The organism is Paraburkholderia phenazinium (assembly GCF_900100735.1).
Classification (GTDB): Bacteria; Pseudomonadota; Gammaproteobacteria; order Burkholderiales; family Burkholderiaceae; genus Paraburkholderia; species Paraburkholderia phenazinia.
Map to the genome: position 1 here is coordinate 118,808 of NZ_FNCJ01000009.1, position 26,993 is coordinate 145,800.

The window sequence follows — 26,993 nt, forward strand, 5'->3', positions numbered from 1 at the left end:
AAGAAAAATAAATCGCCGCGGCGCCGTGTATTTAATTAAAAAAATGCCGGTGGCAAGGCGAATTATTTTTTATGAAAAAAATAATTCGCTCTCCCGCGTGAAAGGTGGACCTTACTGGGCGAGATGCTTTCTCTGTGCCAGTTCCTGGGCCTGCGCGTAATCCGCCTGCACCGTCGGCAGGGCCTTGCGTGCGGCCTCTTTCAGCTGTGCATTGCGGCCCGAGGCAATTTCCGACTGAAAGGCCGAGAGGGTTTTCTGCTCGTCGCCGAGCGCGACCTGCTGGATATAGGCTTTGTCGAAATCGCTGCCGCGCAGGTCCTTGATGCTGTCGAGCACGCTTGCGTCCGGGTCGTTGTTCGGCACGTCGACGCCACGCGGGCTCGCCGCGCGCAATGCTTCCGAAAGCTTGGCGTTGTCGGCGGCGACGTGTTGCGCAAAGGCTTTGACGTCGCGATCGGTGGAGCGCGAGGTTGCGAGGCGCGCGGCGTCGCGCTGCGTCGACACCGCCTTGGTTGCGCCAGCCACAAAGTCCTGATCTTCGGCGTGCAATTTCGTATCGTCCTGCGCGTTCGATGCAGCGGGCGTGCCTTGGGCGTGGGCGCCCATCGCGACCACCAGAAGACCGGTGGCGCAAGCGCCCATAAGCGAAGCAATCGGCGAGCGTTTCATGCGTTCTCCCTGAAGTGAGGATGGTGAAGAGACGCGGGAAATTCTAGAAGGCGAGCCAAGGCCGCAGCGCGAAAAATAATTCGGCTTTGTAACGGGTGGTAAAGAGTCTGGCGCTGGGTTCGATCGGATGCTTGCACCGCGTTCGAAGCCGTGCAAGCACATTATTGGGAACACCTGGCATCAGCCGGGCGCGGAAATTGCGCAACCGGCACAAGACACCGGTTTAGACGCCGAGATCCGGGTGACGGTTAGCGAGTTCGGTGATCCAGTCGGTAAACGCACGGACCCGCAAACTCATGCGCCGATGCGGATAAAGAATCGACAACGGGGTCGACGGAATCGTGTACGAGGTCAGGATTTCCTGCAGCTCGCCGCGCTCGATCATCTCGGCGACCATGAAGCGCGAGGGCTGGATAATGCCGTAGCCCAGCGCGCCGGCCGTGATATAAACCGAGCCGTCGTTGACCGCGAGCGCGCCTTCCAGCGACACCCTCACCACCTCACCGTTTACTTCGTACTCGAACGGGAAGATCTTGCCGCTGCGTGCGGAGACATAGTTGACGGCGCGATGTCCCGCGAGCTCTTCGAGCGTGGTGGGCGTGCCGTGCTCGGCGAGATAAGCGGGCGACGCACAGGTGGTGATGCGCGAGCTGCCGATGCGCCGCGCGACCAGGCTCGACTCTTCCGGCGTGCCCATGCGGATCACGCAATCCACGCCGTCCTGGATCAGGTCGATGTTGCGGTCCGCGAGGCCGAGGCGCACGTCGATCTCCGGGTACTGCCGGTAAAAGTCGCCTAGCGCCGGCAACAGCAACGCCTTCGCCAGCGTGCCGGAGGTGTCGACGCGAATCGTGCCGGCAGGTGTTTGCCGCTTGTTCGACAGCGACGATTCCGCATCCGAAATCTCGGCGAGGATGCCAACACAACGTTCGTAGTACAACGCACCGTCTTCGGTGACGCTGACCTGGCGCGTGGTCCGGTTCAGCAGACGCACGCCGACGTGCTGCTCGAGCGCCTGAATCAGGTTGCTCACCGAGCCGCGCGGCAAGTCGAGCAATTCTGCGGCCTTGGAAAAGCTGTTGGTCTCGACCACACGGGTGAAGACTTCCATTGCCTGAAGGCGGTCCATACGAGTCAGTCCTTGTGAGTCTCGGTTAAATGGCGGTGCCGGTATGCTCGCGCCGGGTATATTCCTTTGCGCCAGCACCTGGAACGCGACCATCAGCAGGAGCGGTAGCGGGCGATCGATGTATCTCGCTCTGTGCCGAATTACCAGATGGTCTTGACGTGCGCGTAGGCCCGGATCTTCTCGTCCTTTGTCACCAGCGGGACGGCCAGCTTGCGCGCAGTTGCCACAATCATCCGGTCGGCCGGGTCTTTGTGGAATTCGCCAGGCAAGACAACAGACTTGACTGCGATCTCGGGATCGATCGGGGCGAAGTGCACTGCTTCGATGGCCGACACCGTTGCGAGCCAACTACCGACGTCCATCGACAGCACAAGCTTCTCGCGCTCGACGAGCATCGCGATCTCCCATGCGGAGATTGCCGACACGATGATTTCGCCGCCTGCAAGCTCGCGCTCGATGGCGGTTTTAGCCTTCTTGCTCAGCGCAGGATCGCCGGCCACCCACCACACAAGCGTGTGCGTATCCAGAACGATCACTGCGCCGCCCCCCACTCATCCTCACCTACCGGGTCGGTCGGGTTGTCGTAGCGCACGACCGAACCCCGCAGTACGTCCAGCGGATTGCGCTCGATGCCCCGGTAAGTTCGCACTTCGATAGCGGGCTTGCCGTGATCGGTGACGATTACGCTTTCCCCGGAGGCTTCGACCTGCCGGAAGAATTCAAGGGCTTTCGCCTTGAATTCGGATTTGGAAACCTGATTACCGTCCATTATCTGCCTATAGTCATTCGCCCATGGTCACAATTATAGCAATTATGACTATCTTCGCAAGTCATTTTAGAAGGATGACCCACCGGTACAGCCGTCCTGGCCCCATCCAGCCCATAGCCCCTGGCTCTCCCACCGCTGGCTCTCCCACCGCTAGACAACCGCCAGCTTTGCTGGCACGATTCAAACACCGCGGCCCGGGCCGCCACTTTGTCTTCCGATACTTCCCAACGAAAATGCAAGCTATCCAAGCCCTCGCTCACTCGATGCGTATGTCCCTGGCAGGTTCTCCCCCCAGGCGCTAAGGGCTTTTTTGCTTCTAAAAAGGGACGCCGCTGGCGTCCCTTTTCTTTTTTGGAGCGGCAATGACGTACCGATACATCACCACACCGATTTACTACGTGAACGACCGGCCGCATATGGGGCACGCCTACGCGAGCGTGCATGCGGACATCATGGCCCGCTATCTGCGCGCGGCCGGCCATCAGGTGATGCTGCTCACCGGCGCCGATGAGCACGGCGAGAAAATCGCCAAGGCCGCGGCGCAGGCCGGCGAAGCGCCGCGCGCGTTCGCCGAACGGCATGCGCAAAGTTTCGAGGCCGCGTGGCGGCGTCTCGCGGTCGAGCCGGACCATTTTGTCCGCACCACGGCGCCGTCGCACGCCCGGGTGGTATCGGCCTGCCTGACGCGTCTGTTCGAGGCCGGCGAGATTTATCTGGCCGACTACGAAGGCCTGTATTCGGTCGGCCAGGAGCGCTTCGTCACGGAAAAGGAACTGGTCGACGGCAAGCTCCCCGAGGACAAGGAGCCGCCCGTGGTGCGGCGCGAACCGAATTACTTCTTTCGCATGGAGGCGCACCGCACATGGACCCGGCAACTGCTGCTCGACACGCCCGATCTGATTCAGCCCGCGCAGTACCGCAATGAAATTCTCAAACTGCTTGAAGAACCGATAGGCGACCTGAGCATCTCGCGTCCGGTGGAACGGCTCGAATGGGGCATTCCGATTCCATGGGACACGCAGCATGTGACCTATGTCTGGTTCGATGCGTTGCTGAGCTATGTCTCGCCGCTGGGGTATCCCGATCAGGCGGCGTTTGCTCACTACTGGCCGTCGGTGCGGCATATCGTCGGCAAGGATATTCTGCGCACCCACACGCTGTTCTGGCTGAGCATGACGCACGCGCTAGGAATCGCACCCTATCAGCGCCTGCACGTGTCGGGCCATCTGCTCGGCGCCGACGGACGCAAGATGAGCAAGTCGCTCGGCAACGGTGTCGATCCGTTGGCGGCGGCGGATACCTATGGGGTCGACGCGCTGCGCTACACGCTGGTGCGCGAGGTCAGCTTCGGCTTTGACGGGATCATCAGCGAAGCGGTGATCGAACAGCGCCTGAACCGCGATCTGGCCGACGATCTGGGCAATCTGGCAGCGCGCACGCTTTCGATGGTGGTGAAGTACCGCGGCGCTCGCGTTCCCGCGCCCGGCACCTGCACTGCTCCGGAACGGGCGCTGATCGCGCGGGCGGGCGAACTGCCGGACATCGTTCTGGCGTTGGTCGACGAGATGAAACTCGGCCGCGCCGTCGAACAGGTCATGGAACTGGTGAAACAGCTCAACGTCTATGTGGCGACGAGCGCTCCATGGACGCTCGCCAAGGATAGCGGCGCGTCCGAGCGGCTCGATACCGTGCTCTACACCCTGATCGAAGCGCTGTACCACGTCTCCAACCTGCTGTCCCCGGTGCTGCCCGGCAAGATGCAAGAGCTGCGCTCGTTGCTTGGGGTCTCCAGCGAGCCGCGCTGGAACGTGCCTTGGGGCGATGGCATCAAACCCGGCACCGCAATCCAGGAAGGCATTCTCTTTCCCAAGCGGGCAACTGGAGACCACGTGTAGCTGCCTCGCGGCGCGCCTTGGGAATGGTGCGACGAGCCATTGGCACGCGCCGGACCCGACGCGCGAATCGAAGCGGACGGCCGGCGCCCCGTGCCGCGGACGCGCGGCTATTCCACGTTATCAGGTGGGGCGTTTCGGATTTTGCGGCGTTGCTTCGCGAATGCGCGCCTCAGGCGTTGCGCGCCGCGTAACGTTTGACGGTTACCTACTTCCGACGTAGAGCGCCCTCCATGACACCTTCCAGCATTGGTGCTAACCAGGCCACCCCGACCTCGCAGCCCTCGACATCGAGCGCGTCCGAGCCGACGGCTTCGAATCAGAACGCAACCACTCCCAGCCCGACACCGACGGGGAATGCAACGCTAGGTCAACTCGCGATACTGCGACGGTCCAATTCGATGGAGAACGTTCACTCTCCAGAACGTGGCGTATCAAGCGCGATGAGAGTCAGTATCCAGGTCGGACAGGGAGAGCCGCAGGTGGAATACAGTGCAGCCTATCTGAACCGCGGCGTGGCGAATGGAGGTGTGTTGCGACACGATACGTACGACACTCTGAATCCAGAGTCGGGCGGGACTCAAGTCGGGGGAATTCATCCCAACGATGAGGGACGGCGTGCTCGATCGCCCGCCAGACTTCCCGACGGGAGAAGAGCAGCGGACACCGCGAAGTCCATGCACGACGCTGAAGTGCATATGCTAAGCGACGGCGTTCCGCGCGCCCGACGGTTGATGGCAGGCGCCGAGCGAACAGCGCCGTGGCAGGTTCAAGTCGAGTATCACGGAAACTTCGGGCCGTGCGGGCAAAGTGAGGACGTGGGATGCAAAGGGCGTTTAGCAAAAAGCAGCAAGACGCTCGAGTCGCAGTTTCTAGAAAAGGCGCCGCCGGGATCGACGTTTAAGGCGATGTCTGTCTATACGAGTTACCAGGACACAACACGAGGACAGAATCCCTCAGTGCCGACCAGGTACGGATACCCTGGGATCCGCCCGAATATGAAGTATGGCGAAGAGAACCACGATTACAACGTGAGGGCGCACACTATTCTGGATACCAGCAAGCCGGCAGCCAGCGGTGCGGCCGCCACCAACGCGTCGACCAGCAACTCGGCAAGCAGCAGCACAAGCAACGCATCGGCCAACGCTGCGACTAGCAGTGCCACGGCCAGCAGCCCGGCGGCCGGCAGCAGCGCAAACACAAGCAATGCACCGGCTAACGCTGCGACCAACGCCCCGAAGCCCTCGTGGGCCAACATCGCTGCAGGCAAAAAGCCCGCCGGTTAGCAGAACACCCGCGAGCGGACCGGCGCGTGTCGGGCGCGCCGTTTTCCGCTACATTGAGACGTTACCGGCACGCAAACCGTGATTCCAACCTAGGCGAAGCGTGCTGCCAGCCATCCTTGTTGCGGAGTGAAAATGACGTCTCGCGCTGCTTATTCAACCGTCTCGCCCACGCGCGCCGAAGTCGATGCGCTTGCGGGCGCAACCATTCTCGAGTTCGGCACGGACTGGTGCGGTTACTGTAAAGGGGCGCAGCCGGTGATCGGCCAAGCCTTCGAAGGGCATGCCGAGGTGCGCCATCTAAAGATCGAGGACGGCCCCGGCCGACCGCTCGGCCGATCCTTCAAGGTGAAGCTCTGGCCAACGCTGATCTTTCTGCGCGACGGCATCGAAGTGGCACGGGTGGTGCGACCGACCGATGTCGCATCTATCCATGAAGGGTTCAAGGCTCTCGCCTGAGCGAGCAATTCGATACCTTCCAACACCCATAGCTCAAGACACATCGCTCGCACCTGATTGCTCAGAGGCGCGCGATGAAGGATCCACGCGGGTCGGCACGAATCCGTGCCTGCGCGGCGATATCAGTTGGTATTGACGTTACCTGCTGCGACCGGCAAGCGCGTCTTGGACGGATGTCCAATGCCGCCTTCCTGCAGCCAGTAGCCCAGCCCCATGAAGATCGCGCCGCCGGCCAGGTTGCCGAGCGTGACGAATATTTCGTTATGCACAGCACCGGCGAGCGTCACGCTATCCGGGTGTTCGCTGATCAATGCAAGCGCGAACACGAACATGTTGGCGACGCTGTGTTCGAAGCCGCTTGCCACGAAGGCGAACACCGGCCAGAAGATCAGGCCCAGTTTCGCGCCGTCGTTGTTGGTGCGCGCCGCCATCCAGATGGCGAGACACACGAGCCAGTTGCACAGCAAGCCCTTGGCAAACAGCGCCAGACCGGGCGCGGCCATCTTCGCCGCCACCGCCTTGAAGAAGACCTCGGAGCCATCGGTCAGCAGCACACCGCCGCCGGCCGCATGCAAAATTGCCGCAAGCACAATGGCGCCAATCAGGTTGCCGATCCAGCACACCACCCACACCAGCACCATCCCACCGACACCCGTCTCGCCGCGCAGCACCGCAAGCGGCATGTACATCGCAGTCCCGGTAAACAGATCCGAACCGGCGAACACGACGATGGTCAGCGCGCAGGCAAACACGGCGCCCATCACTAGGTGCACATAGGCCGGATCGACATGCGAGCCGACCGAAAACATCAGGATGTCGCCGAAGCCGATATAGGCGCCGGCCATGGCCGCCCCAACCAGAAAGGCAAACGGCGAGCGCAAGATCGCTGCCGCCTTATGGGCGCCGATCCTGGCGAATTTATCGATACTCTCTGCGTACATCATGGCTCCACGAATTGGTCCACCCTCCTCAATCAGGTAGGGTGCGTCAAACTGGCGCATATGATAGGGCGATCGAACTCGATCTTCATCAATAAAGCGGCTCAAAACGGGCGGTTTGGCGGGCAGATAAAACTGTGCTCCCGTGGCATGCGGAGTTCTGTATCCCTTTTTTGGCGGGCTGCACTAAGACGGGGCAGCATGCACTGCCGCCGCTGCGGCAAGGCGAAGCGAAGCGATCGTTCATCGCATGCCTGGACTGAATGACCGTGCCGCCTCACCTTCACTGGGAGTGTCTAGCCATCTGACAGGTCTTGCAGACCTTGCATGCCCATCGCCAGCAACAGGCGCTCGGCGCCGATCCCGAAGCCGGCACCCTCGCGGTATGCGCCGCCGCCGGCCACCTGCTGTTGCGCGCCGAGTTCGGAGCAGCGGATCTCGAAGCCCTCGCCGTTCAGGTAGTAGCTCAGGCCACGCCGCGCGGCGACGTCGAGTTCGTAACGCACGCCGAGAGAATCGAGGAAGCCCGTGGCCAGCTCAAGGCTGCGCACGAGAGCGCCGAATGGATCTGGACCGAGGTACTCGAATCCGAGTTGCACGAACTCGCGATAGCGGCCGGCCTGGGGCCGTTCATAGCGGTAACAGCGCGCCACGTAAAACAGCAGGCGTTCCTTGCGGCGCTCGAGCAGCTCCTGGCATCGCTCCTGAAACAGCGCAGTGGCTTCGGGAATCAGGCAAACCGGCCGGCCCTTCTTGTCCGGGAAGGCCCACATCTGGCCGATGATTTCACTGCCGCCGGCTTTTTGCACAAAGGTGTCCTGCGACCATAGCGCAGGGACGATGGCCTCTTCTGCCCCAGCGTCAATGAAGGTAGCTCCGGAAGCGGTTCTCCAGTTCACGAACGAGCGCGGCTTGCTTGCCGACGATAAAGCGGGTTCCACGAATCATGGTCATGTTCGAACTCCAGGTGATGAGGAAATAAAAAAGGCGCCATGGGCGCCTTGGTCGTTTTCGCATGAACCAGCCGGTCAATCAGTATCGGGCTGGCTTCGCTGCTATGAGACGTAACGAACCACGGCGCAACGGGCTGCTGCCGTGATGGTGATGTGACCGGGTGGAGACGTTACGTGAGTTCATGGCGTGCAGTGTGGCACAGGTCCGGGTGTTTGGGAACGCTACAGCGCTCGCCCAGGCGACTAATTCAGCGATGGTTTGGACAACAATTCAACTCTTTTTCAACGCATCATTTTCTTTGTGCCCTTGGCGCCGGAGTACCACATGGGTGGCTTTCTCCGATGCAACGAACTGAACGCACTCGTATCCCAGAGCGCGTGCGTCAATCCCCTCGAACAGTCGCTCTCCCCCGCCCAGCAAGACCGGCGGCTTATATATGCCGCCTGCCAATTGAAAGTTGCGCTACGGCATCGGTTGGAAGCTAATTGATGGGCTTGCTCTTTGATGGACTTAGTCTTTGCCCCATCGCCAACGAGGCGGTTCTCCCTTCATCCAGCACACGGCCACAAGGGCAAGACTCAACAGGGCGACCAGCAAGGCGAACGCTAAAGAATGTAGGCCAGGTGGAAAACATAGAGCGACTACGCCAAGCAACAAAAAGTATCCGATCAGCGCTGCCCATCCCTGCCAGCGCACGGGAAACCCCCAGCCCCAACCATAGCGTTTTGCCGGAAACCAGTATTCATGTGTGGGTGACATCGAGCAATCTCCAAACCCGGACGTTACCGGTGACTTATCGTCTTCTGGGTGGATATTATCCTACTCGTTGCCGTCTATTTTGCCTCGCCGCGCGGATGACCGAAACCAGCAAGGGGCTTCAGTCAATGAGATCGGCCCCTGTCGTCAGGACAATCTTTCCAAAGTGCGTGCCGGCATCGATCAGTTCGTGAGCACCGCGAGCGTCGGCAAGCGCAAAGGTCTTGTAGACAACCGGTTTGATCTTGCCGTTCTCGATGTGCGGCCAGACCTGCCGCTCCATTTCATTGATGATGGCCGCCTTGTCCGCGGATGTGCGCGATCGCAATGTCGAGCCCATATGCGTCAGACGCTTCGCCAACATCGGCACGAGGTTAAGGTCCTTCGCCGGTCCCTTGATCACGCCAACCTGGAGGATCCGTCCGTCCATGGCAGCGGCGTCATAGTTTCTGGCCACGTAGTCGCCGGCAATGATGTCGAGGATCACGTCGACGCCTCTTCCATCGGTAAACCGCTTCGTTTCGGCGACGAAATCTTCCTCGCGGTAATCTATCGCAAGGTCTGCGCCTAGCGCGAGGCTCGCTTCCCGATGCGCCTGCGAGCCCACTGTCGTGATGATCTTCGCAGCACCGAATGCCTTCGCCAGCATGGTCGCCGTGGTACCGATACCCGACGCGCCGCCATGGATCAAGACCGATTCGCCGGCAACCAGCTTGCCGCGCTGGAACAGGTTCAGCCATACCGTCATAAACGTTTCCGGCATGGCGCCCGCTTCCACCAAGGTCAGGCCTTTGGGAATAAGCATCACGTTATCGGCGTGCGCGACTGCATATTCTGCGTAGCCACCGCCGGGAATCAACGCGCAGACCAGTTCGCCGATCCGGAATTGCGACACGTCGGAGCCAACGGCAACCACCTGACCTGCCACTTCCAGCCCTGGAATGTCCGAAGCGCCGGGGGGCGGATCATACAGTCCTTTGCGCTGGAAAACGTCTGGGCCGTTCACGGCAGCCGCGTGGATGCGGATCAGAACCTGATCGGCGGCCGGCGTCGGCACGGGGCGCGTAGTCGGCACCAGGACCTCGGGACCGCCGGGCTGTTTGATCTCAATGGCCGTCATGGACGACGGTACACGATAAGTTGAAGCAGACATGGATACCACTCCTTCTATAGATGAGGCTCGATTGATCCGGGCGGATCGTTGAACGAGGAACTCTTGCGTTCAGTATAGGCATCGACATTGATGAATATGTGCAGCATTATTCACACTGTGAGATGCAAATTTGCATCAGGAGGGCGGCACGATGAACTGGGACGATGCGCGAGTGTTTCTCGCGGTGGAGCGGGAAAAAACGCTCCGTGGAGCGGCCAGGACGCTCAATCTCGATCAGGCGACGGTCGGCAGGCGGATTGCGGCGCTAGAGCACGCGCTACGTGCAACGCTCTTCCTGCGGACCTCTGAGGGTTACGCGTTGACCGCCGCAGGCGAAGCCGCGCTGAGATCAGCGGAAAAAATGGAGCACTCCGCGCACGAACTCGTCAGACGAACTCAAGGCACGGATACCCGGCTCGCGGGGGACGTCAGAGTCACCAGCACCGACTCGATTGCGCTCGAGTTCCTGCTTCCCGCCATCGAACGCCTGCACGCTGCGCATCCCGAAGTGCGCGTCCTGCTGGACACGTCGACGCGCATGCTAAACCTGGCAAAGCGTGAAGCGGATATCGCGGTCCGCTCAGTCAGGCCGGACAATCCCGAGCTTATCGCGCGGCGCCTGGCTCGCTGGCCCATGGCGCTCTTTGCATCGAATGCCTATCTCGAGCAACACGGCAAGCCCGCCGCTGGCTCGGCATTCGCGGGCCACGATCTTGTCGTCTATCAGGGAAACTGGACCGGTAATCGATCACCGACGCTTGCCGGCGAACCGATACACGCGGGGCGCATCGTATCGACCTTCAATTCCAGCCTCATGCTGCGTACCGCGGTAAAGGCCGGACTCGGCATTGGTGAGCTCCCGATACATCTGGCGGAACACGACGGCCTCGTGCAGATATGGCCTGAGCCCACACGTGGGGCGGTCTACGAAATCTGGCTCGTCACGCATCAAGACCTTCGGCATACTGCGCGCATCGCAGCGATGATCGACGGCATCGTCTCCGCATTCGAAGCCCACACAATCCGGACGGATTGATGAAATCGCCCAGCCGGTGTCCGGCCTGGACCCGCTAATTGACCGTTTCGGCGCTTCGCACCGTTTTTGATCGGCCCTATCCTGGATCGCAAGCAAATGTGCAAGCTGGCGCAGTTCGATACCAATCTTTTTCGGCATGCTCCGCGTGTGCCGCGCGGCGTTGCCGACCCTGCGAAGAAATTGCTACCGCAAAAAATGTTCGAAAATGGGATCGCTCGCTACTACCGCATCAACTGAGGTATCGCGCAGCAAGCATCACTCGGTGAGACGCGCCCTCACCGTGTACTCGTTATCCAGCACTGCATCGAACTCGGCCTCGGCGTCGGGCTTGCCACGCGGCGCATGAAAATCCGCCGTCAGCGGCTCAACCGGATAGCCCCTCCGCTCCCAGGCGTCTAGCCCGCCCTTGAGCGCGTTCACGTGATGAATATTCTTTCGATGCAGTTGCGTGATGATCCGCTTGGCCGTCGCTTCGTTCGGGCACACGCAGTACACAACGATTGGACGCCTCAGCAGTTCGGGATCGAGTTGCTCCGGCGAGTCCAGATCGAGGGCACGTGCACCGGGAATCCGGTACGCTTCTTTCGCGCGCACTTCCGGCGGGCGCGCATCGAAGATCAGCGGCGGCGCGTTCGACTTCATCTGCTCGTCCAGTTGCTCGGGCGTGATGCGAATCCTGGCGAGCCAGCGGCGAAACTGCACCCGCCGCACCCAGCGATAGACAACAAACAGGCCGCCCAACACTCCGAACAGATCGAATATCGTGACGCCGTTATGCCGCACGAGCAGCAGCAATTGTGCGATCTCATCGTGCAGCGCCGCGCCGCCGACCAGCCAGAGGCCCGCCCACAACGACGCGCCCAGCAAGTCCCAGAGCAGGAAAATGCGCGGATCGATGCTCGTGGTGCCGAGCAACGGTGCGGCGATCAGACCGAGGCCGGGGACGAATTTGGAAACGGCGAGAATCGGCGCGCCGTGGCGTTCGAAGATATTGCGCGCCGTGCGGACGGTCGCGTCGAACGACAAGGAAAAGCGCACCAGCGAATTGAGCATGCGGCGCCCGCGCAGGCGCCCGGTGGTGAACCACAGCGTATCGGCTAGCAAAGTGGCGCAGACGGCGGCAACGAACACGCTGGTGTACGAGACCTCTCCCACGGCGGCCATGGTGCCGGCCAGAATCAACATCGGTGCGGCCGGAACCGGCACGCCGAGTTGCGTGATCAGCACGCTCATGAATACCGCCCAGGCACACAGCGCGGGTGGAATAGCTGTCGGGAAATGCCACACAATACCGCTCCTGCGGAAAACCATCGCCGATGGCTGGACGTTCGGTCTGTCTCGGCAACCTGCGCGGGATTCCTTGAACAGGTGCGACAGTGCATTCGCCGCGCCGGACAAGGCCAGCCGCCAATGGCCCCGGGCAATCCCGCGCGCTGCGTCGAATACGGGATTCTAAACAAAAACGCCAATTGGCATCGTGCAAGCGGGCTAACGCGGCGCCGCGAGCGCCAGCTCACCGCGTTCGAGACACGGTTTGATCCGCAAGAATCGCGTAAGGGATGGGGAGAAAGCGGTCATCGAGCGCATCGATCCGGGCGCGAAACTGGTTAGCCCGGCGGTTAGCGAACCGGCCGCGCCAGCAGGTCGTCGAATAGCGCCGCATAGGTTGCGACCAGTTGCCGGTTATCCGGCAGATAGCGCGCGATCAGACTGCGCTGCTGCTCGCGGTACCAGGAGGCGTGCGCGTCGTGTGTCTCGATCGCCTCGATCACCCGGCGCGCCCCTTCATCGGCGTCGTTGCCCTGGTAGTAGTAACCGAGGTCGCTGCACAGCGACGCGTTGTGAATCAACGGATAGCCTTGCCAGCACACTTCGAGGTAGAAGTAGTTCAGCGGGTTTTCGAGCTGGTGCGAGATAACGATATCCGTGTTTTCAGCCAGAAACACCGGGGTCTCGTGCCTGCCCAGGAAAACCGCCTTATGGTCGCGGACAATATCGAGCTGGTTCATCAAGGCGATGAAATCAAGGCTTTCTTTCGCAATCTGCTCAGCGTTCGTGACCTGCAACAGTGCGATGCTGTCGGGCCGCTGGCGGTAGGCCAGCTCGGCAATCAGCACCGGGTACAGGCAGAACTTGACGACATTGAGGTTGGGCTCCATCACGCTCAGGCGCCGCACACCTTCGCGTGGGCGGTACTCGCCCGCGTTGGGCAGCCCCTTGACGCGCTCGTCCAGAAACATCGGACTCCAGACAAACGGTACGACCCGGCCCGCTTGCCGGCGCAACACCTCGAAGTACGACTGACTGATCTTGGCAACCTGCGGAATGATCCAGATATCGTCGTAGCGCTGATTGACGAACAAGGTCTCGCCCCACATCGGCTTGCGGAACAGTACCGACTCCATCGCGTGGACATACTCGAAGCCACAGCAGTAAGACACGAGCCGCACGTTGCGCTGCTTCAGATAAGCGGTCTGGGCGCCGTCGATCTGACCGCCGAGTTCGATCAGCACGTCGAGGTCGTCTTTCGCCGCTTCGAACGACAACGTCGGATAGCGAACCTGGTCCCACGGCAGCGCCTCCGTGACGGCGACCGCGGTGGTGTTCACGAGGACCACTCGCGCGACCTGCGGGCAATGCCGCAATGCCTCCGCCAGGAAAGCGGCGTTCTGTTTGATGCCGTTGTTCCAGAGCGTTTCGGCTTCGTGGTGCAAGCCGATCGTGATGCCGACCCGCAGTGCGTTCATGGCGTTGCAATCTGGTTCTGGGTCGCGCCCCGGTCCTGGGTTTGGCGCGGCACGTACCCGGTCAGATGCCACTGGCCGTCGTCGCCCAGCCGGAAGCTCAGCATTTCGAACATCGTGCGGCCGCTCGTCAGGGTGGTGGCGAAATCGACGTTCGCGTACAGGCCGTCGGGAATTCCTTTGGCGCCGCTGTACTGGATCCGCGTGACCGAGGCCCAGCCGCGCCGCGTCACCGCGCCCACGGACTGACGCGCCTGCTGTAGCTGACTCGCAAAGCGCTCCTGCGGCAGGCTCGCCTTGACGAACGGCGCCGCGTCTTGCCATAGCGCGGCATAGTGATTGCCGTCGAGTTGCTGCAAGACCTGATTGGCGTCGTTCAGCAGTTCGTCGGCCGAGGTACCCTGCTCCGCGAGCGCGAGCGTCGAGCCGCAAACCATCACGCAGGCAGCAGTCAGCGTGGCGGCAAGGCGGGCGGCTGTCGACGGGCGTGTCGGTCGGGCGAGCCGGTCAAGCGAAAAATATGTCTTCATGGTGCGGTTCGAACCTGGCTGTTAAGCGGGTGTATAGAGCGTGGCCAGCGCATCGCTATAGACGCGCACGTTGTCGTCGTTCTCGGGGTCCAGTCCGCGCAAGAACGCATTGGCGGTGCGCCGGTAGCTCTCGATATGCGTATCGTGTTCGGCGAAGGCCCGCTGCAAGGCCCGGCCGCCCTCCTCGCAATCGAAGTCGTGATAGCGGTAGCCACAGTCGCCGATCAGGTGCGAGTTATGAATCAGCGGATAGCCGCCGTACAGCGCCTCGTAGTAGACATAGTTCTGGCCGTTTTCCCAATGATGGCTGACCACCGCGTCCACGTCCGCTGCCACCACCCGGCAAAACGGAAAGCGCCCTTCGAACGAGGTCAGGCCGTGCTTGACGATATTCAGGCTGCGGGCGAAGCCGTTGAAGCTCACGTGCTCCTTCAGATGGAACGTGTTGTAGGCCCACACGTGTTCTAGCAGGTCCGGATCGGCGCGGTGCGCCGCCTCGCAGGACAGCAGCGGCACGAAGCTCGTCTTCACCATGCAGATATTCGGCTCGAAGATGCCGGCGCGCCAGCGCCGCCGCCCCGGCCGGTAGCCAAAGCTCAGTCCCTCGGGCAGGCGTGCCGCTTCGCGCTCCAGCACCAGCGGGCTCCACAGATGCGGCATCAGGCGTACCGGGCAGCGAAAGGTGCTGGCGTAGTACGGCACGCAAGTATTTTCGTATTCGGGCAGCGTCCAGACCTCGTGATATGGCGCCGCATTAATCAGGAGTCCATGCGGCTTGTCGAAGATCATCCGTTCGATGTCGATGACATAGTCGTTGCCCACCCGCATCGAAACGATCTTGCCGCCGCGTTCGCGAAACGCCACCACCCACTCGCGCGACAGCTGGGCGCTCATCTCGATCATCACGTCGAGCGTCGCGGCCGCTTCGTCCATGTCGATCAATGGCACCGGCGAATCGGCGAGAAAGTTCTTCGCGTCCTCGGGCCGGCCGTCGCCGCCGCCCGCCACCAGATACGTGGCTGCGACGAGCGGCGAGCGCATCAGCAACATCACCAGAAAAATGCAGTTCTGGTAGATGCCGTTTTCCCACACCGACTGCTCGCCCTTGCGCACGTAAATCGACACGCCGACGCGCAGCTTGCGGGGCTGGGTGGCCGGGCGAGGTTCAAGGCTCATGAGCGGCTCGCTTGGGGGGCAAACGCCGCGTCGCGGCACAGATGCAACAGCCGGGCCGCATAGGCGTCGAGATTGGCCTGGCTAAACGGATCCACCGCGGCGAAGATGCCTTGCGAGCGGGTACGGTATTCGACAAGCCCGTGGGCGTGCTGCGCCGCTGCGTGCTGCAGTTGCGCCGCGCCCTTGCGCGCATCGAAGCCAGGGTAGTAGTAGCCCGCCTCCTTGAGCCACGGCGAGTTGTGGATCAGTGGATAGTCGCCGTAGAGCGCGTCGAGATAGCTATAGTTCTGTTCGTTCTGCCATTGATGCGCGACGATGGCATCGGCATGCTGCACCATGAAACCGACAATATCGTGGCGGCCATGAAAGGTGGCCTTGTGCTCGCGCACGAGATCCAGCGAGTTGGCGAAGTACAGCATGGTGGGATGATCTTTGAGGTGCAAGGTGTTGAGCACATGCATCGCTTCGACGAGACCGCGATCCGTGCGGTATGCCTCGTCGCAGACCAGCATCGGAATGCTGGAGGTCTTCACCACCGAAATATTCGGCTCGAAAATCGCCACCCGCAGGCCGCGGCGCGAGCCGTCGCGGGTTGCTCCGGATGCTCCGGCTGTCTCGGCCGGCGCCGTTGCGGTTCCGCTGGCCCCATAGCCGTAGTGCATGCCGAGCGCTTCGACTTCGCGCATGCGTTGCTGGACAAACTGCGGATGCCAGATGAAAGGCGCCTCGTACACATCGCACCGGTGCAAGAGGCGCATCATCGGCGCGAAGGCGGCGTCTTTGGGCAGGTGCCAGACCTCGTCGCAACGGTCGGGCCGCGGCGCATGAGTGGGCTTGGTAAAAATGGCCGGTTCGGCAAGACCGACATACGGCTGGCCGCAGCAGTAGAACACCACCTTCTTGCCGCGCGCGCGCATCAGGTCAAGCCACTCGATGTCGAGCGCCCCGCCCATTTCGACGATCACATCCACTTCGTCCGTGGCTTCGTGCGCCCTCATCAGGCGCAGGTTGCGCACGGACAGGTCCACCTGCTCGGGCATCACGCCCTGGTCGCCGACATCGATCAGCACTACCGACTGCACGAACGGCAGGCGCTGGAACAGCTCTGCCAGAAAGATGACGTTCTGTCCCAGCCCGTTCTGCCAGATGTTCTGGCCGGTGTGAGTAATGACGGAAATCCCGATGCGCATGTTCACACTCAGGTTGATACTGATCTTGACACTACCAGGAATAACCCACACCCGCGTTGACCAGCACGTGAGCCCCATCCGTTGCGCTGGCGCCCAGCTTGACGATGGTGTTTTGCGTAATCCGTGCGCTCGCGCCGATGGCGATAGCACTGTACCCCGCGTAATTCCCCACCCCCGCAGCAATCTGGAAGGTCTTGCCCTGTTCGACCTGGGGCAAACCGGCCAGCGCGCCAGCCATGGCCACGCCCGAATACGCTGCGCGCGCCACATCGTTGATATTCTGCTGAACACCCTGCAGTTGCGCAACGTTTACCGCATCGGTCGGGTTGACGCCCGGCGCCACGTTGGTGATGGTCCGCTCGTTACCCGGCGAGCCCACCGACACCGAGTTCGCCTCGCTTGCCACCGAGCCGGCGCCAATCGCCACCGAATTCGGCGCGGATGCGACCGCATTGGAACCCACTGCTGACGAGTTGGTGCCGCTTGCCTGGGCGCCCGCACCCACCGCCGACGAGCCGGAGCCCGTCGCCTGCGAGCCGGAACCGACCGCGACGGTGTTGCTCGAGCTTGCGGTCGAGTTGCCGCCGATCGCCACCGATTCGGTGCCGGTAGCGCTTGCCGCGCTGCCGGTGGTGTTCACCGCCACGTACTTCGAATTGCTCGCCGCGGCGTTGTTGGTGGTGGTTTGCGACAGCTGGGTGAGCTGACCGCCGATCGTGCCCAGTTGCGTTTCGAGCGCAAACAGCTGGCTGCCGTTGACTGCATCGGTGCTGGTCGCGGTGATCGCACCTGCCGCGATGTTGGTCAGTGCCACCGCCGAGGCTGCACCCACACCGCCGAGCGTCACGCTGGTATGCGCGGGGCTGTCGTACAGCACCGCATCGCTCGCGACCGAGGCCACCGCCTGCAACTGGCTGACGTTCACCGCATCGGTCGGCGCGGTGCCGGCGGCGACGCCGGTCAACTGCCGTGCGCCTGCTGTACCGGTGAAGTCGACACTGGTGCCGCCCGTGTTGGCGCCCACCGTGATCGCACCGTTGCCCGGCGCGCCGCCGACCTGCTGCACGAGACCCACCGTGCCGCTGGCGATGCCGGTCGACAGCGCGGTGACGCTGCTGGTGGCGGTCGTGAGGCCGGTGGACAGCGAGGCGACGTTGCTGTTGGTCGTGGTGAGCCCGGTCGACAGCGAGGCGACATTGCTGTTGGTCGTGGTGAGGCCAGTGGACAACGAAGCCACGTTGCTGTTGGTCGTAGTGAGACCGGTCGACAGCGACGCCACGCCGCTCTGCGCGGTGCTGACCCCCGTCGACAGCGAACTGATGCTGGTCGAGGTCGTGGTGGACAGCGAGGTCAACTGCCCGAAGTTGACCGCATCGGTCGGGTTCACCCCGGCAGCGACGTTGGTCAGCGTCACCGGCGCGGTCGAGCCGACACCGCCGAGCGTGACCTTCGTATGGGTCGAGTCGTCGTACTGGACCGAATTCGCCACGCCCGTCGACAGCGAGGCAATGTTGCTGTTGGTCGTGCTCAGGCCGGTGGACAGCGACGTGATGCCCGTCGAAGTCGAGGTCGAAAGCGACGCCACACTGCTGTTGGTCGTGCTCAAGCCGGTGGACAGCGAGTTCACGCCGCTTTGCGCCGTGCTGATACCCGTCGAGGTCGACGTCGACAGCGAAGCCACGCTGCTGTTGGTCGTGCTGATGCCCGTGGACAGCGAGCTGAGACCGGTCGAAGTCGAGGTGGACAGCGTTGCCACCGTGCTGTTGGTGGTGCTGAGGCCGGTCGAGGTCGAGGTGGACAGCGAAGCCACACTGCTGTTGGTTGTGCTCAGACCGGTGGACAGCGAGTTCACGCTGCTTTGCGCCGTGCTGATGCCCGTTGAGGTGGAGGTCGACAGCGACGCAACGCCGCTGTTGGTCGTGCTAAGACCGGTGGACAGCGAGTTCACACCGCTTTGCGCCGTGCTGATACCCGTCGAGGTCGAGGTCGAGAGCGACGCCACGCTGCTGTTGGTCGTGCTCAGGCCCGTGGACAGCGAGCTGACACCGGTCGACGCCGAGGTGGACAGGCTCGCCACGTTGCTATTGGTCGTGCTCAATCCGGTGGACAACGAACTGACGCCGGTCGACAAGGAAGCCACGTTGCTCGCGGCAGTGTTCACCTGCGACGCCACGGCATACAACTGGCTGCCGTTGATGGCATCCGTGCTGGCGGCCGTGACCTGACCGGCAGCGACGTTGGTGATCTGACGCTCGGCGCCAGGTGCACCGACGCTCACGACGCTCGTCGGGTTAGCCCCGGCAAAGCCGCTGAAGGTGGTCGAACCGACCGTGGCGCTGCTGGTCGGATTCGCTGCCGCGGTCACCGAGCCGTAACCCAGTGCGACATCGCCGGGGTTGTTGGCCACGGCCGCCGGTCCGATCGCCACGCTGTTCGCGCCGAGCGCCTGCGAATCCGCCAGCGTCGAGTTGGCGTGAAAGTACTTGATGCCCTGGCTATTGATGCTGTTGAGCACCGAGCCGACGTCGTTGAGCGTGCTGGTCGTGCCGTTCGCGTTGTAGGTGGTGTACGACGGTGCGGAGATCGCGCCGGTTGCCGGGTTGTAGGTGGCGCCGCCACCGAGTGCGGACGCCGTGCTGTTGCCGAGCGCGGTGACGTTGGTCTGGATCGAGCCAACGCTGGTCGACAGCGAGGCGATGCCGGTCGAGGTCGACGTCGACAACGTCGTGACCGTGCTGTTGGTCGTGCTCAGCCCCGTCGAGAGCGAGGACACGCCGCTTTGCGCGGTGCTGATGCCGGTCGAGGTCGAGGTGGACAGCGAAGCCACGCTGCTGTTGGTCGTGCTCAGGCCGGTGGACAACGACGTCACACCACTTTGGGCCGTGCTGATGCCCGTCGACGCCGAGGTCGACAGCGAAGTCACGCTGCTATTGGTCGTGCTGAGGCCGGTGGACAACGACGTCACACCACTTTGGGCTGTGCTGATGCCCGTCGACGCCGAGGTCGACAGCGAGGTCACGTTGCTGTTGGTCGTGCTCAGGCCGGTGGACAACGACGTCACACCACTTTGGGCCGTGCTGATGCCCGTCGACGCCGAGGTCGACAGCGAAGTCACGCTGCTATTGGTCGTGCTGAGGCCGGTGGACAACGACGTCACACCACTTTGGGCCGTGCTGATGCCGGTCGAAGTCGACGTGGACAGCGAAGTCACATTGCTGTTCGTGGTGCTCAGCCCCGTCGACAGCGAAGCGACGCTGCTGCCCGTCGTGCTCAGGCCCGTCGAGAGCGACGCCACACCGCTCTGCGCGGTGCTCACACCCGTCGACAAGGAATTGACGCTCGTCGACGTCGTGGTGGACAGCGAGGTCAACTGGCTGAAGTTGACCGCATCGGTCGGGTTGACGCCGGCGGCGACATTGGTCAGCGTTACCGGTGTGGTCGAACCGACGCCGCCCAGTGTCACCTTCGTGTGGGTCGAGTCGTCGTACTGGACCGAATTCGCCAGCCCTGTCGACAGCGAAGCGACGTTGCTGTTGGTGGTGCTGAGACCCGTGGACAGCGACGTGATGCCCGTCGAGGTCGAGGTCGACAGCGAGGCCAGGCCGCTGTTGGTCGTGCTCAGACCAGTGGACAACGAGGTCACGCCGCTTTGGGCTGTGCTGATACCCGTCGAGGTCGAGGTCGACAGCGAAGCCAAGCCGCTGTTCGTCGTGCTGAGCCCGGTCGAGGTTGACGTCGACAACGAAGCCACGTTGCTGTTCGTCGTGCTCAGGCCGGTAGACAGCGAGGTCACGCCGCTTTGGGCTGTGCTGATACCCGTCGAGGTCGAGGTCGACAGCGATGCCACGCTGCTGTTGGTCGTGCTCAGACCCGTGGACAGCGAACCCACACCGCTTTGTGCCGTGCTGATGCCCGTGGAGGTCGAGGTTGACAGCGAAGCCAGACCGCTGTTCGTCGTGCTGAGGCCCGTCGACAACGAGCTGACGCTCGTCGATGTCGTGGTGGACAGCGAAGCTACGCTGCTCTGTGCGGTGCTGATACCGGTCGAGGTGGATGTCGACAGCGAAGTCACGCTGCTGTTGGTCGTGCTCAGCCCAGTGGACAGTGAAGTCACGCCACTTTGCGCCGTGCTGATACCCGTGGACGTCGAAGTCGACAATGAGCTCAAGCCCGTCGACAGCGAACTCACCGAGCTGCCCACCGAGTTGACCTGGTTCGCCACCGAATACAGTTGGCTGCCGTTCACAGCGTCGGTGCTGGTTGCCGTGACGCGGCCCGCCGCCACGTTGGTGATCTGCCGCTCGGCGCCCGGTGCGCCCACGCTCACCACACTCGTCGGGTTAGTCCCTGCAAAGCCGCTGAAGGTGGTCGAACCGACCGTGGCGCTGCTGGTCGGATTCGCCGCCGCGGTCACCGAACCGTAGCCGAGTGCGACATCGCCGGGGTTGTTGGCCACGGCCGCCGGTCCGATCGCCACGCTATTCGTGCCAAGCGCCTGCGAGTCCGCCAGCGTCGAGTTGGCGTGGAAGTACTTGATGCCCTGGCTGTCGATGTTGCTCAGCGCCGAGCCTACGTTATTGACCGTGCTGGTCGTGCCGTTCGCGTTGTACGTGGTGTACGACGGAGCGGAGATTGCGCCGGTCGTCGCGTTATAGGACGAGCCGCCGCCCAGCGCGGCTGCCGTGCTGGTGCCCAGGGCGTTCACGTTGGTCTGGACCGTGCTCACGCCGGTCGACAGGCTGGTGATGCCGCTCGTCGCCGTAGCGAGGCCGGTCGACGTCGAGGTCGACAGCGAGGTCAGGCTGCTGTTGGTGGTGACAAGGCCCGTCGAGAGCGAGCTGACACTGCTCGTCGTGCTGCTCAACCCGGTGGACAGCGATGCCACGTTGCTGTTGGTGGAGCTCAGGCCGGTGGACAGCGACGCCACGTTGCTGTTGGTGGTGCTCAAACCGGTCGACAGTGAACCGACACCGCTCTGTGCCGTGCTGATACCCGTCGAAGCCGAAGTGGAAAGCGCCGTCACGCTGCTGTTCGTGCTGCTCAGACCGGTGGACAACGAAGCCACATTGCTATTCGTCGAGCTCAAACCGGTCGACAGCGAACCCACGCCGCTTTGTGCCGTGCTGATGCCGGTCGAGGTCGACGTCGACAGCGCCGTCACATTGCTATTCGTCGTGCTCAACCCCGTCGACAGCGAGGTCACCCCGCTCTGTGCCGTGCTGATGCCAGTCGACGCCGAAGTCGACAGCGCCGTCACATTGCTATTCGTCGTGCTCAGCCCGGTCGACAAGCTGGCATCGCGGCTCACCGCCGTGCTCAGCCCCGTCGAGGTCGAGGTGGACAACGCCGTCACATTGCTATTCGTGGTGCTCAAACCCGTGGACAGCGAAGTCACACCGCTTTGCGCGGTGCTGATGCCGGTCGACGCAGAGGTCGAAAGCGAGGCAATGCTGCTGGTCGCCGTGCTCAAGCCCGTCGACGTCGAAGTCGACAGGCTCGAAATGCTGCTCGCGGTGGTGCTCATGCCGGTGCTCAACTGCGAGACCGTGACAGCGTCCTGCGGCGCCGAGCCGTCGGCGACATTGGTGATCCGGCGCAGCGCGGTGGCGGTGCCGACCGACACTTCAGACAACGGCGCAGCCGTGCCCGTCAGATACCCCGTACCCGTCGGCGCAGCCGCGCCGGTGGCGCTGCCGTAGCCAATCGCCACGCTGTTGGCGTAGCTCGCGGTGCTGTTAGGACCGAGCGCCACGCTGTTGTTGCCGACCGCACTGCTGCCGCTGCCCAGTGCCAGCGAACTGGTGCCGGAAGCAACCGAGTTGTAAGCGATTGCTGCGGACGAAACACCGCTTGCCGTCGCGCCATCGCCGATTGCGCTGGAATTGTTGGCGCTCGCGGTTGCATACGTCCCGATCGCCGACGCCCCGGTGCCCGTCGCGGTCGACGTCGTGCCGATCGCCGTCGCGCTCGCGCCGCTGGCCGTCGCAAACGTGCCGAGCGCAGTGGCGGCTGTGCCTGAGGCGGTCGCTGCATCACCGAACGCCGAGGCCTCCGAGGCATTGGCGACGGTGCCGTTGCCACCCACTGCGGCGGAGAAGGTCGCCGTCGCGCTGGCGCCATTGCCGACCGCAACCGCCTGCTGCGCCGCGTTCGAGTTGTAGCCAAGTGCGGTCGCCTGGGTGGCGGACGCAGTTGCGCTCTGCCCCATGGCGAGCGACGATGCTCCCACTGCCGTCGCCGACTGGCCTAACGCCACGGCTCCCGCCGCGGCGGCAGACGATGCATAGCCAATCGCCACGCTCGAAGTCGCCGCCGTCGCTGCAACCGAAAAGCGCCCAATCGCGATCGAATTGGTCGCGAGTGCCGCCGAACCGCCCGTGCCGCTGCTGTTGCCGCCGCCGATCGCGATCGAGCTCGAGCCCGACGCGGTCGAATCGTTACCCACCGCTGTCGCGCCCGTATTGGTTGCCTTGGCGCCGGAACCCATCGCAATCGCGCTCAGGCCAGTCGCTGTCGTGGCCTGCCCAAAGGCCTGCGAGTAGTTACCCGACGCGGTGGCATTAGCGCCGATCGCGATAGACGTCGCGCCCGATGCGGTGGTTGTACTGCCGGCCAAGCCGCCAATCGCAATCGCCTGCCCCCCGGTCGCCGTACCGCCGCCCGCCGAGTACTGCGCCTGCGCGACGTTCATGCCGGCACTGGCGCTCAGAACGACCACGGCGATCGCCTTGGCCACGGATGACTTATTCGGCTTGCCGCGCGCGGACGAGATTTCCGATGCAGCTACCCACGCACCGAGGGCCTCATTCCAAATGGTTCTGTATGACTTGTTCATTTTGACAAAAGCCTCTCAGGTAACGCGCGACACTAACCGACCCACCGGTATTCAGCAGACAAACCGATCTGATTTTTCGAAAATCGAAATCCCGACGCGCATAGAATTTGGGATAAGCGGGATTCTATGGGTTTCATTTATTTCAAATTGACAAGCAATGCAAATTACCCATCCGGATTATGTTAAACATTGTCAATATTGACGATTCGAGCCGAACTGTCCGGCTGAAGATGGGAAGTGAACATAGAAGCGCAGTGAATTGATGGTAGTTCGCCGGAGCCCCGCCAGTGACCGGAAAGCGCCCGGCAGCAGTGCGATGAAAGGCGCCTGGACGAGCCCCAGCGGGTAATGCTGGCAAGCGCTGGCAAGCGCTGGCGAGCAAGCGGGCGTTACCAGGGCATCTAACAATTGTCTCCGCCGCCGCACCATCTCATACAAACGTTCATTTCATACGATTTTATAATCTTCAGATTTATATCAAGCCGCCCTGATTGACGGGCATTCTACCGGCTTCTTTAATCGCCGGCTCATCTTTCGCACCACCATTAAATCGACACTCAATCCGTTTTAATTCATACAAATCACGCTCGCAATCAGGCTGACTCCGATTAAAATCATCAAATTTAACAATATTTATAAATTTCCGACATTAACCTGTTGATTCTTGACAGTCTTCCCGGGCAACCCGCTTTATGCTTGGGCGCATAACAGCGTGACAGCCTGCAAGGCGATTTGCGGGCTTCGAAACGCCGACGAGGTGACCAGAGGCTGGCCAAGGGCCGGCTACCCATATTGGAAAGGAACGCGCAGTGGACCGCACCGCACATGCCGCGATACATCTGATCGATCAGGACGCTGCCGGGCAAGCGGCCGAGCCGTCGAGCCACGACGCAGAGCTTGCGCAACGGATTCGCGCCGGCCTGCGCGCCGGCGAATTCAGCGTCGCCTACCAGCCGGTGGCCCACGCGCAGACCCTCACGCTGCTCAACGTCGAATGCCTGTTGCGCTGGCAGCATCCCCAATATGGCCTGCTGCTGCCTGAATGCTTTGTATCGGCCTTCGACGATCCGCTGACCGCCCGCGCGGTCAGCGAATTCATGCTCGAAGCAGTCAGCCTGCAGCTAAGCGAAATGCGCCAGGCCGGCCAGGTTCTGCCGCCCGTCACCGTCAATATCCAGCCCACGCAGTTGCTCGACGAGACGCTTTGCGCCACCATCCGCGACACGACCCGGCGTCACGGCATCGACCCGCTGCTGCTCGAACTGGAACTGGCGGCCACCGAAGACGCGGCGACCCTGTTGTCCACTCAGGAGTTCACCCGTTCGTTGCGGCAGCTCGGCGTGCGGCTCGCGCTCAACGATTTTGGTTCGGGATACTCACCGCTTTCGCTGTTGGGAACCGCCCGTATCGATACGGTCAAGCTGGCGCGCAGCTTTATGACGCGCGTCCCCGCCACGCCGCGTGACTGCGTCGTGATGAACGGTCTGCTCGACCTGCTCGAGAGGTTGAAGATACGTGCGGTTGTGGAGGGCGTGGAGACTGAGGCGCAGTTGCACTGGCTGCGGCAGCGCCCCGAGGTCTACGTGCAGGGCTATCACGTCGCGCGGCCGCAAGTAAAGCTTGCAGCCGCGCTCGCCTTCAGTTGAGCAACGGGATGCCCCGCTGCCCCACCGGCTCAGCTCGAGGTGAAGGCCACGTACGGCCCCGTGCCGCCGCCAGCCGACGCGGTACCGGTGATGCCGTAGTAGACGTGGCGTCCGTAGAAGAACGGCATGCCCATATCGAAGGTAGCGTTCAGATACGAGCCCAGGTTGTTGAACGCATAGTTACCCGAAGCAAACAGCGTGTTCGCGTTAGCCACGTTGAACTGGATCGTGGCGTTCACGGCGTTGCCGCCTGTAATCGTCACCGAGCGCGCCAGCGTCGAACTGGGCACATAGTACTTCAGGCCGTTAGTCGCGATAGTTGAGTCCTGGAAGAACAGCACGTTCGAGCCCGAATCGAAATACGCGTTATCGCTGAAGGTCACGCCGTTATAGGTCGCGGTGAAGTCGCCGGACGAGTCGGTCGCGAGCACGGTCGCCCCGCTGCCTGCCAGCGTGTTGTTGGACTGCGTATCGATACCGAACACCAGCGTGCCTGACGCCGAGGCTGCACCGGTCGCGCCGAGCGCCGGCATCTCCAGTATCACGCCGTTGTTGTCGGTGCTGAAGTACTGGACCGGATTGCCCACCTGCTGCGCCAGTTGCTGATTGGCGACGCTGCAGGTCGCACCGCTGCAGACATAGTAGTGGCCCGTCGGACTATTGCTCACGCATTGGCCGCCGCAGTCCTGCGGCGCCACGCCGATACCTAGAATGCCGTTCGCGCCCAGATCCGACGGTTGCGCAAAGGCCGGCGCCTGCTGGCAGGCGCTCGGCGCGCTCGCCGTGAGCGTCGGATCGGCCATCACCTGGATAGGCACGTTCTGCCCGATTTCGCCGCCCAGCTGGACGTCGGCGTTGCGCACGGTGCCCCACGAATAGCCGCTGCCGAACAACGCGCATTCGGCCACCGTCGCGCCGCCCGAAGTCTGGGGCGCGAGCGCGTTGAGCGTGGTCGACGGGATCGCCGAGGCGAACAAGCGCAGGCCGAACGATTCGGTATCGACCAGCACGTTGTTGATCGTCGTGCAGTTCGCTGTGGCATTGGAGCCCGCCGTACACACCGTGACGCTCGCCATTGGCGCATTGGCCCGGTTGAACTGGGTGACCGAAACCAGCACCGGCACCGTATTCGCTGCGCTGCTCGCGGTCGGCACCGCGCTTGGATTCGCCGAACTAAGCGTGCTCGTTGCGGCAGGCGTCGTGACCGAGGTGCTGCTGCTCGTATTGCTCGTATTGCTGGTGGTGTTGGTAGTCGGCGAGGTCGACGAAGAACCGCCGCCCCCGCCGCCGCAGGCGGCCAGACTCGTGAGGAGCGCCGTGACGAGCGCCCACGCCATGGTTCGCATGATGTTGATCCGGTTCATTGCAGGTCGTCCGGGCTAGTGCCCTGTGGGAGTGCTTGAGGCAGATACGCCCGGCCCGTGAAATTGCCCATATGGCCGCCCGTCTGGACGATCAGGCCGTCCTCCTGGACCATCGCGGGGCCGTGGCCGCCGCCCTGGGCCGCGCGCGCCGCGCTGATCCCCTGCAGGTACTCGGGGAAATAGCGGCCTAGCAGGGTGTTGAGCGGCGCCATCTGCGGGCCATGCCAGACGACCGCAAAGACCGCGTTGTTTTGTGCGACGTACTCGCGCACCACGGTGCCGCCGTTCAGGGTGGTTTCGTTGACGGTATAGGGCACGGAGGCCGTGCTGACGTGCTGGACCAGCCTCGTCGCCTGACCCGCACTGCTGGCCGGCCAGGTGGGCGCACTGCCGAGCTCGGCGTGCGCGGGTATGCCGGCGGCCAGCGCCGTCATGACGGCCGCAGCACAGAGCATGCTGGTTCTCATTGG

The 26,993-nt window shown here is 62.7% G+C and carries 22 protein-coding genes; 5 read left to right on the forward strand and 17 right to left on the reverse strand.

The window, feature by feature from the left end; translation table 11 throughout:
• Window positions 1-111 precede the first annotated feature (111 nt).
• The 4 genes from BLQ92_RS20645 to BLQ92_RS20660 form a co-directional block, all read right to left on the reverse strand.
• A complete protein-coding gene (locus tag BLQ92_RS20645) occupies window positions 112-669 on the reverse strand; it encodes a DUF4142 domain-containing protein (RefSeq protein WP_090686402.1) in 558 nt (185 codons plus the stop codon).
• Between the two features lie 223 nt (window positions 670-892).
• A complete protein-coding gene (locus BLQ92_RS20650) occupies window positions 893-1,798 on the reverse strand; it encodes a LysR family transcriptional regulator (RefSeq protein ID WP_090686403.1) in 906 nt (301 codons plus the stop codon).
• A gap of 140 nt (window positions 1,799-1,938) precedes the next feature.
• On the reverse strand, window positions 1,939-2,334 hold the full coding sequence (locus BLQ92_RS20655; protein ID WP_090686551.1) for a type II toxin-antitoxin system VapC family toxin: 396 nt from the start codon (window positions 2,332-2,334) through the stop codon (window positions 1,939-1,941).
• Window positions 2,331-2,567, reverse strand: coding sequence for a type II toxin-antitoxin system Phd/YefM family antitoxin (locus tag BLQ92_RS20660; RefSeq protein WP_090686404.1), 237 nt, complete (start codon window positions 2,565-2,567; stop codon window positions 2,331-2,333). Before BLQ92_RS20660 ends, BLQ92_RS20655 begins: the two co-directional genes overlap by 4 nt.
• A 362-nt stretch (window positions 2,568-2,929) precedes the next feature.
• Between BLQ92_RS20660 and BLQ92_RS20665 the strand changes: the two genes are divergently transcribed.
• Window positions 2,930-4,462, forward strand: a complete 1,533-nt coding sequence (locus BLQ92_RS20665; protein ID WP_090686405.1) for a class I tRNA ligase family protein — start codon at window positions 2,930-2,932, stop codon at window positions 4,460-4,462.
• Between the two features lie 1,021 nt (window positions 4,463-5,483).
• On the opposite strand, the gene BLQ92_RS20670 is transcribed toward BLQ92_RS20665, so the two are convergent.
• Window positions 5,484-5,717, reverse strand: a complete 234-nt coding sequence (locus BLQ92_RS20670) for a hypothetical protein (protein WP_090686406.1) — start codon at window positions 5,715-5,717, stop codon at window positions 5,484-5,486.
• Between the two features lie 160 nt (window positions 5,718-5,877).
• On the opposite strand from BLQ92_RS20670, the gene BLQ92_RS20675 reads away from it, so the two are divergent.
• Window positions 5,878-6,201: a thioredoxin family protein gene (locus BLQ92_RS20675; RefSeq protein ID WP_090686407.1), complete on the forward strand. Its 324-nt coding sequence runs from the start codon at window positions 5,878-5,880 to the stop codon at window positions 6,199-6,201.
• A gap of 122 nt (window positions 6,202-6,323) precedes the next feature.
• Here BLQ92_RS20675 and BLQ92_RS20680 read toward each other — a convergent pair whose 3' ends face one another.
• The 4 genes from BLQ92_RS20680 to BLQ92_RS20700 all read right to left on the reverse strand — a co-directional run bounded on the left by BLQ92_RS20680 (window position 6,324) and on the right by BLQ92_RS20700 (window position 10,002).
• The gene (locus tag BLQ92_RS20680) at window positions 6,324-7,142 is read right to left on the reverse strand and encodes a formate/nitrite transporter family protein (protein WP_090686408.1); all 819 of its coding nucleotides are present in this window, start codon (window positions 7,140-7,142) and stop codon (window positions 6,324-6,326) included.
• Window positions 7,143-7,435: 293 nt separating this feature from the next.
• On the reverse strand, window positions 7,436-7,948 hold the full coding sequence (locus BLQ92_RS20685) for an ATP phosphoribosyltransferase regulatory subunit (RefSeq protein ID WP_244106147.1): 513 nt from the start codon (window positions 7,946-7,948) through the stop codon (window positions 7,436-7,438).
• Between the two features lie 655 nt (window positions 7,949-8,603).
• Window positions 8,604-8,852 (reverse strand): hypothetical protein, encoded by a 249-nt coding sequence (locus BLQ92_RS40720; protein WP_090686410.1) that lies wholly within the window; start codon window positions 8,850-8,852, stop codon window positions 8,604-8,606.
• Window positions 8,853-8,970: 118 nt separating this feature from the next.
• Window positions 8,971-10,002, reverse strand: a complete 1,032-nt coding sequence (locus tag BLQ92_RS20700; RefSeq protein ID WP_175772217.1) for an NAD(P)H-quinone oxidoreductase — start codon at window positions 10,000-10,002, stop codon at window positions 8,971-8,973.
• Between the two features lie 151 nt (window positions 10,003-10,153).
• On the opposite strand from BLQ92_RS20700, the gene BLQ92_RS20705 reads away from it, so the two are divergent.
• Window positions 10,154-11,038, forward strand: coding sequence for a LysR family transcriptional regulator (locus BLQ92_RS20705; RefSeq protein WP_090686411.1), 885 nt, complete (start codon window positions 10,154-10,156; stop codon window positions 11,036-11,038).
• Window positions 11,039-11,134: 96 nt separating this feature from the next.
• Entirely contained in the window at window positions 11,135-11,275 is a 141-nt protein-coding gene (locus BLQ92_RS40100) for a hypothetical protein (RefSeq protein WP_175772216.1), read from the forward strand.
• 18 nt (window positions 11,276-11,293) lie between these two features.
• On the opposite strand, the gene BLQ92_RS20710 is transcribed toward BLQ92_RS40100, so the two are convergent.
• From BLQ92_RS20710 to BLQ92_RS39525, 6 genes are all read right to left on the reverse strand, one after another.
• Window positions 11,294-12,325 (reverse strand): VTT domain-containing protein, encoded by a 1,032-nt coding sequence (locus BLQ92_RS20710; RefSeq protein WP_090686412.1) that lies wholly within the window; start codon window positions 12,323-12,325, stop codon window positions 11,294-11,296.
• A gap of 332 nt (window positions 12,326-12,657) precedes the next feature.
• Window positions 12,658-13,785 (reverse strand): DUF2827 domain-containing protein, encoded by a 1,128-nt coding sequence (locus BLQ92_RS20715; protein WP_090686413.1) that lies wholly within the window; start codon window positions 13,783-13,785, stop codon window positions 12,658-12,660.
• Window positions 13,782-14,219: a DUF4019 domain-containing protein gene (locus tag BLQ92_RS20720; protein WP_090686554.1), complete on the reverse strand. Its 438-nt coding sequence runs from the start codon at window positions 14,217-14,219 to the stop codon at window positions 13,782-13,784. The genes BLQ92_RS20715 and BLQ92_RS20720 overlap by 4 nt, the downstream gene beginning before the upstream one ends.
• 114 nt (window positions 14,220-14,333) lie before the next feature.
• On the reverse strand, window positions 14,334-15,488 hold the full coding sequence (locus BLQ92_RS20725; protein WP_090686414.1) for a DUF2827 domain-containing protein: 1,155 nt from the start codon (window positions 15,486-15,488) through the stop codon (window positions 14,334-14,336).
• The gene (locus BLQ92_RS20730) at window positions 15,485-16,678 is read right to left on the reverse strand and encodes a DUF2827 family protein (protein WP_090686415.1); all 1,194 of its coding nucleotides are present in this window, start codon (window positions 16,676-16,678) and stop codon (window positions 15,485-15,487) included. The genes BLQ92_RS20725 and BLQ92_RS20730 overlap by 4 nt, the downstream gene beginning before the upstream one ends.
• A gap of 31 nt (window positions 16,679-16,709) precedes the next feature.
• Window positions 16,710-23,513: a YadA-like family protein gene (locus BLQ92_RS39525; RefSeq protein ID WP_143016646.1), complete on the reverse strand. Its 6,804-nt coding sequence runs from the start codon at window positions 23,511-23,513 to the stop codon at window positions 16,710-16,712.
• 809 nt (window positions 23,514-24,322) lie between these two features.
• On the opposite strand from BLQ92_RS39525, the gene BLQ92_RS20775 reads away from it, so the two are divergent.
• The gene (locus BLQ92_RS20775; RefSeq protein ID WP_175772213.1) at window positions 24,323-25,159 is read left to right on the forward strand and encodes an EAL domain-containing protein; all 837 of its coding nucleotides are present in this window, start codon (window positions 24,323-24,325) and stop codon (window positions 25,157-25,159) included.
• Window positions 25,160-25,188: 29 nt separating this feature from the next.
• Here the strand turns inward: BLQ92_RS20775 and BLQ92_RS20780 are convergent, their stop codons facing one another.
• Complete coding sequence (locus BLQ92_RS20780; RefSeq protein WP_244106146.1) at window positions 25,189-26,523, reverse strand: DUF3443 domain-containing protein; 1,335 nt, start codon at window positions 26,521-26,523, stop codon at window positions 25,189-25,191.
• On the reverse strand, window positions 26,520-26,990 hold the full coding sequence (locus BLQ92_RS20785; protein ID WP_244106145.1) for a DUF2844 domain-containing protein: 471 nt from the start codon (window positions 26,988-26,990) through the stop codon (window positions 26,520-26,522). Before BLQ92_RS20785 ends, BLQ92_RS20780 begins: the two co-directional genes overlap by 4 nt.
• Window positions 26,991-26,993 lie beyond the last annotated feature (3 nt).

What these genes read in the sequence shown, in the direction of transcription:
- BLQ92_RS20645 (WP_090686402.1), bottom strand. Translation starts at nt 669, where the DNA reads ATGAAACGCTCGCCGATTGCTTCGCTTATGGGCGCTTGCGCCACCGGT.
- BLQ92_RS20650 (WP_090686403.1), bottom strand. Translation starts at nt 1,798, where the DNA reads ATGGACCGCCTTCAGGCAATGGAAGTCTTCACCCGTGTGGTCGAGACC.
- BLQ92_RS20660 (WP_090686404.1), bottom strand. Translation starts at nt 2,567, where the DNA reads ATGGACGGTAATCAGGTTTCCAAATCCGAATTCAAGGCGAAAGCCCTT.
- BLQ92_RS20665 (WP_090686405.1), top strand. Translation starts at nt 2,930, where the DNA reads ATGACGTACCGATACATCACCACACCGATTTACTACGTGAACGACCGG.
- BLQ92_RS20670 (WP_090686406.1), bottom strand. Translation starts at nt 5,717, where the DNA reads ATGTTGGCCCACGAGGGCTTCGGGGCGTTGGTCGCAGCGTTAGCCGGT.
- BLQ92_RS20675 (WP_090686407.1), top strand. Translation starts at nt 5,878, where the DNA reads ATGACGTCTCGCGCTGCTTATTCAACCGTCTCGCCCACGCGCGCCGAA.
- BLQ92_RS20680 (WP_090686408.1), bottom strand. Translation starts at nt 7,142, where the DNA reads ATGTACGCAGAGAGTATCGATAAATTCGCCAGGATCGGCGCCCATAAG.
- BLQ92_RS40720 (WP_090686410.1), bottom strand. Translation starts at nt 8,852, where the DNA reads ATGTCACCCACACATGAATACTGGTTTCCGGCAAAACGCTATGGTTGG.
- BLQ92_RS20700 (WP_175772217.1), bottom strand. Translation starts at nt 10,002, where the DNA reads ATGTCTGCTTCAACTTATCGTGTACCGTCGTCCATGACGGCCATTGAG.
- BLQ92_RS20705 (WP_090686411.1), top strand. Translation starts at nt 10,154, where the DNA reads ATGAACTGGGACGATGCGCGAGTGTTTCTCGCGGTGGAGCGGGAAAAA.
- BLQ92_RS40100 (WP_175772216.1), top strand. Translation starts at nt 11,135, where the DNA reads ATGTGCAAGCTGGCGCAGTTCGATACCAATCTTTTTCGGCATGCTCCG.
- BLQ92_RS20715 (WP_090686413.1), bottom strand. Translation starts at nt 13,785, where the DNA reads ATGAACGCACTGCGGGTCGGCATCACGATCGGCTTGCACCACGAAGCC.
- BLQ92_RS20720 (WP_090686554.1), bottom strand. Translation starts at nt 14,219, where the DNA reads ATGGTTTGCGGCTCGACGCTCGCGCTCGCGGAGCAGGGTACCTCGGCC.
- BLQ92_RS20725 (WP_090686414.1), bottom strand. Translation starts at nt 15,488, where the DNA reads ATGAGCCTTGAACCTCGCCCGGCCACCCAGCCCCGCAAGCTGCGCGTC.
- BLQ92_RS20730 (WP_090686415.1), bottom strand. Translation starts at nt 16,678, where the DNA reads ATGCGCATCGGGATTTCCGTCATTACTCACACCGGCCAGAACATCTGG.
- BLQ92_RS39525 (WP_143016646.1), bottom strand. Translation starts at nt 23,513, where the DNA reads ATGAACAAGTCATACAGAACCATTTGGAATGAGGCCCTCGGTGCGTGG.
- BLQ92_RS20780 (WP_244106146.1), bottom strand. Translation starts at nt 26,523, where the DNA reads ATGAACCGGATCAACATCATGCGAACCATGGCGTGGGCGCTCGTCACG.
- BLQ92_RS20785 (WP_244106145.1), bottom strand. Translation starts at nt 26,990, where the DNA reads ATGAGAACCAGCATGCTCTGTGCTGCGGCCGTCATGACGGCGCTGGCC.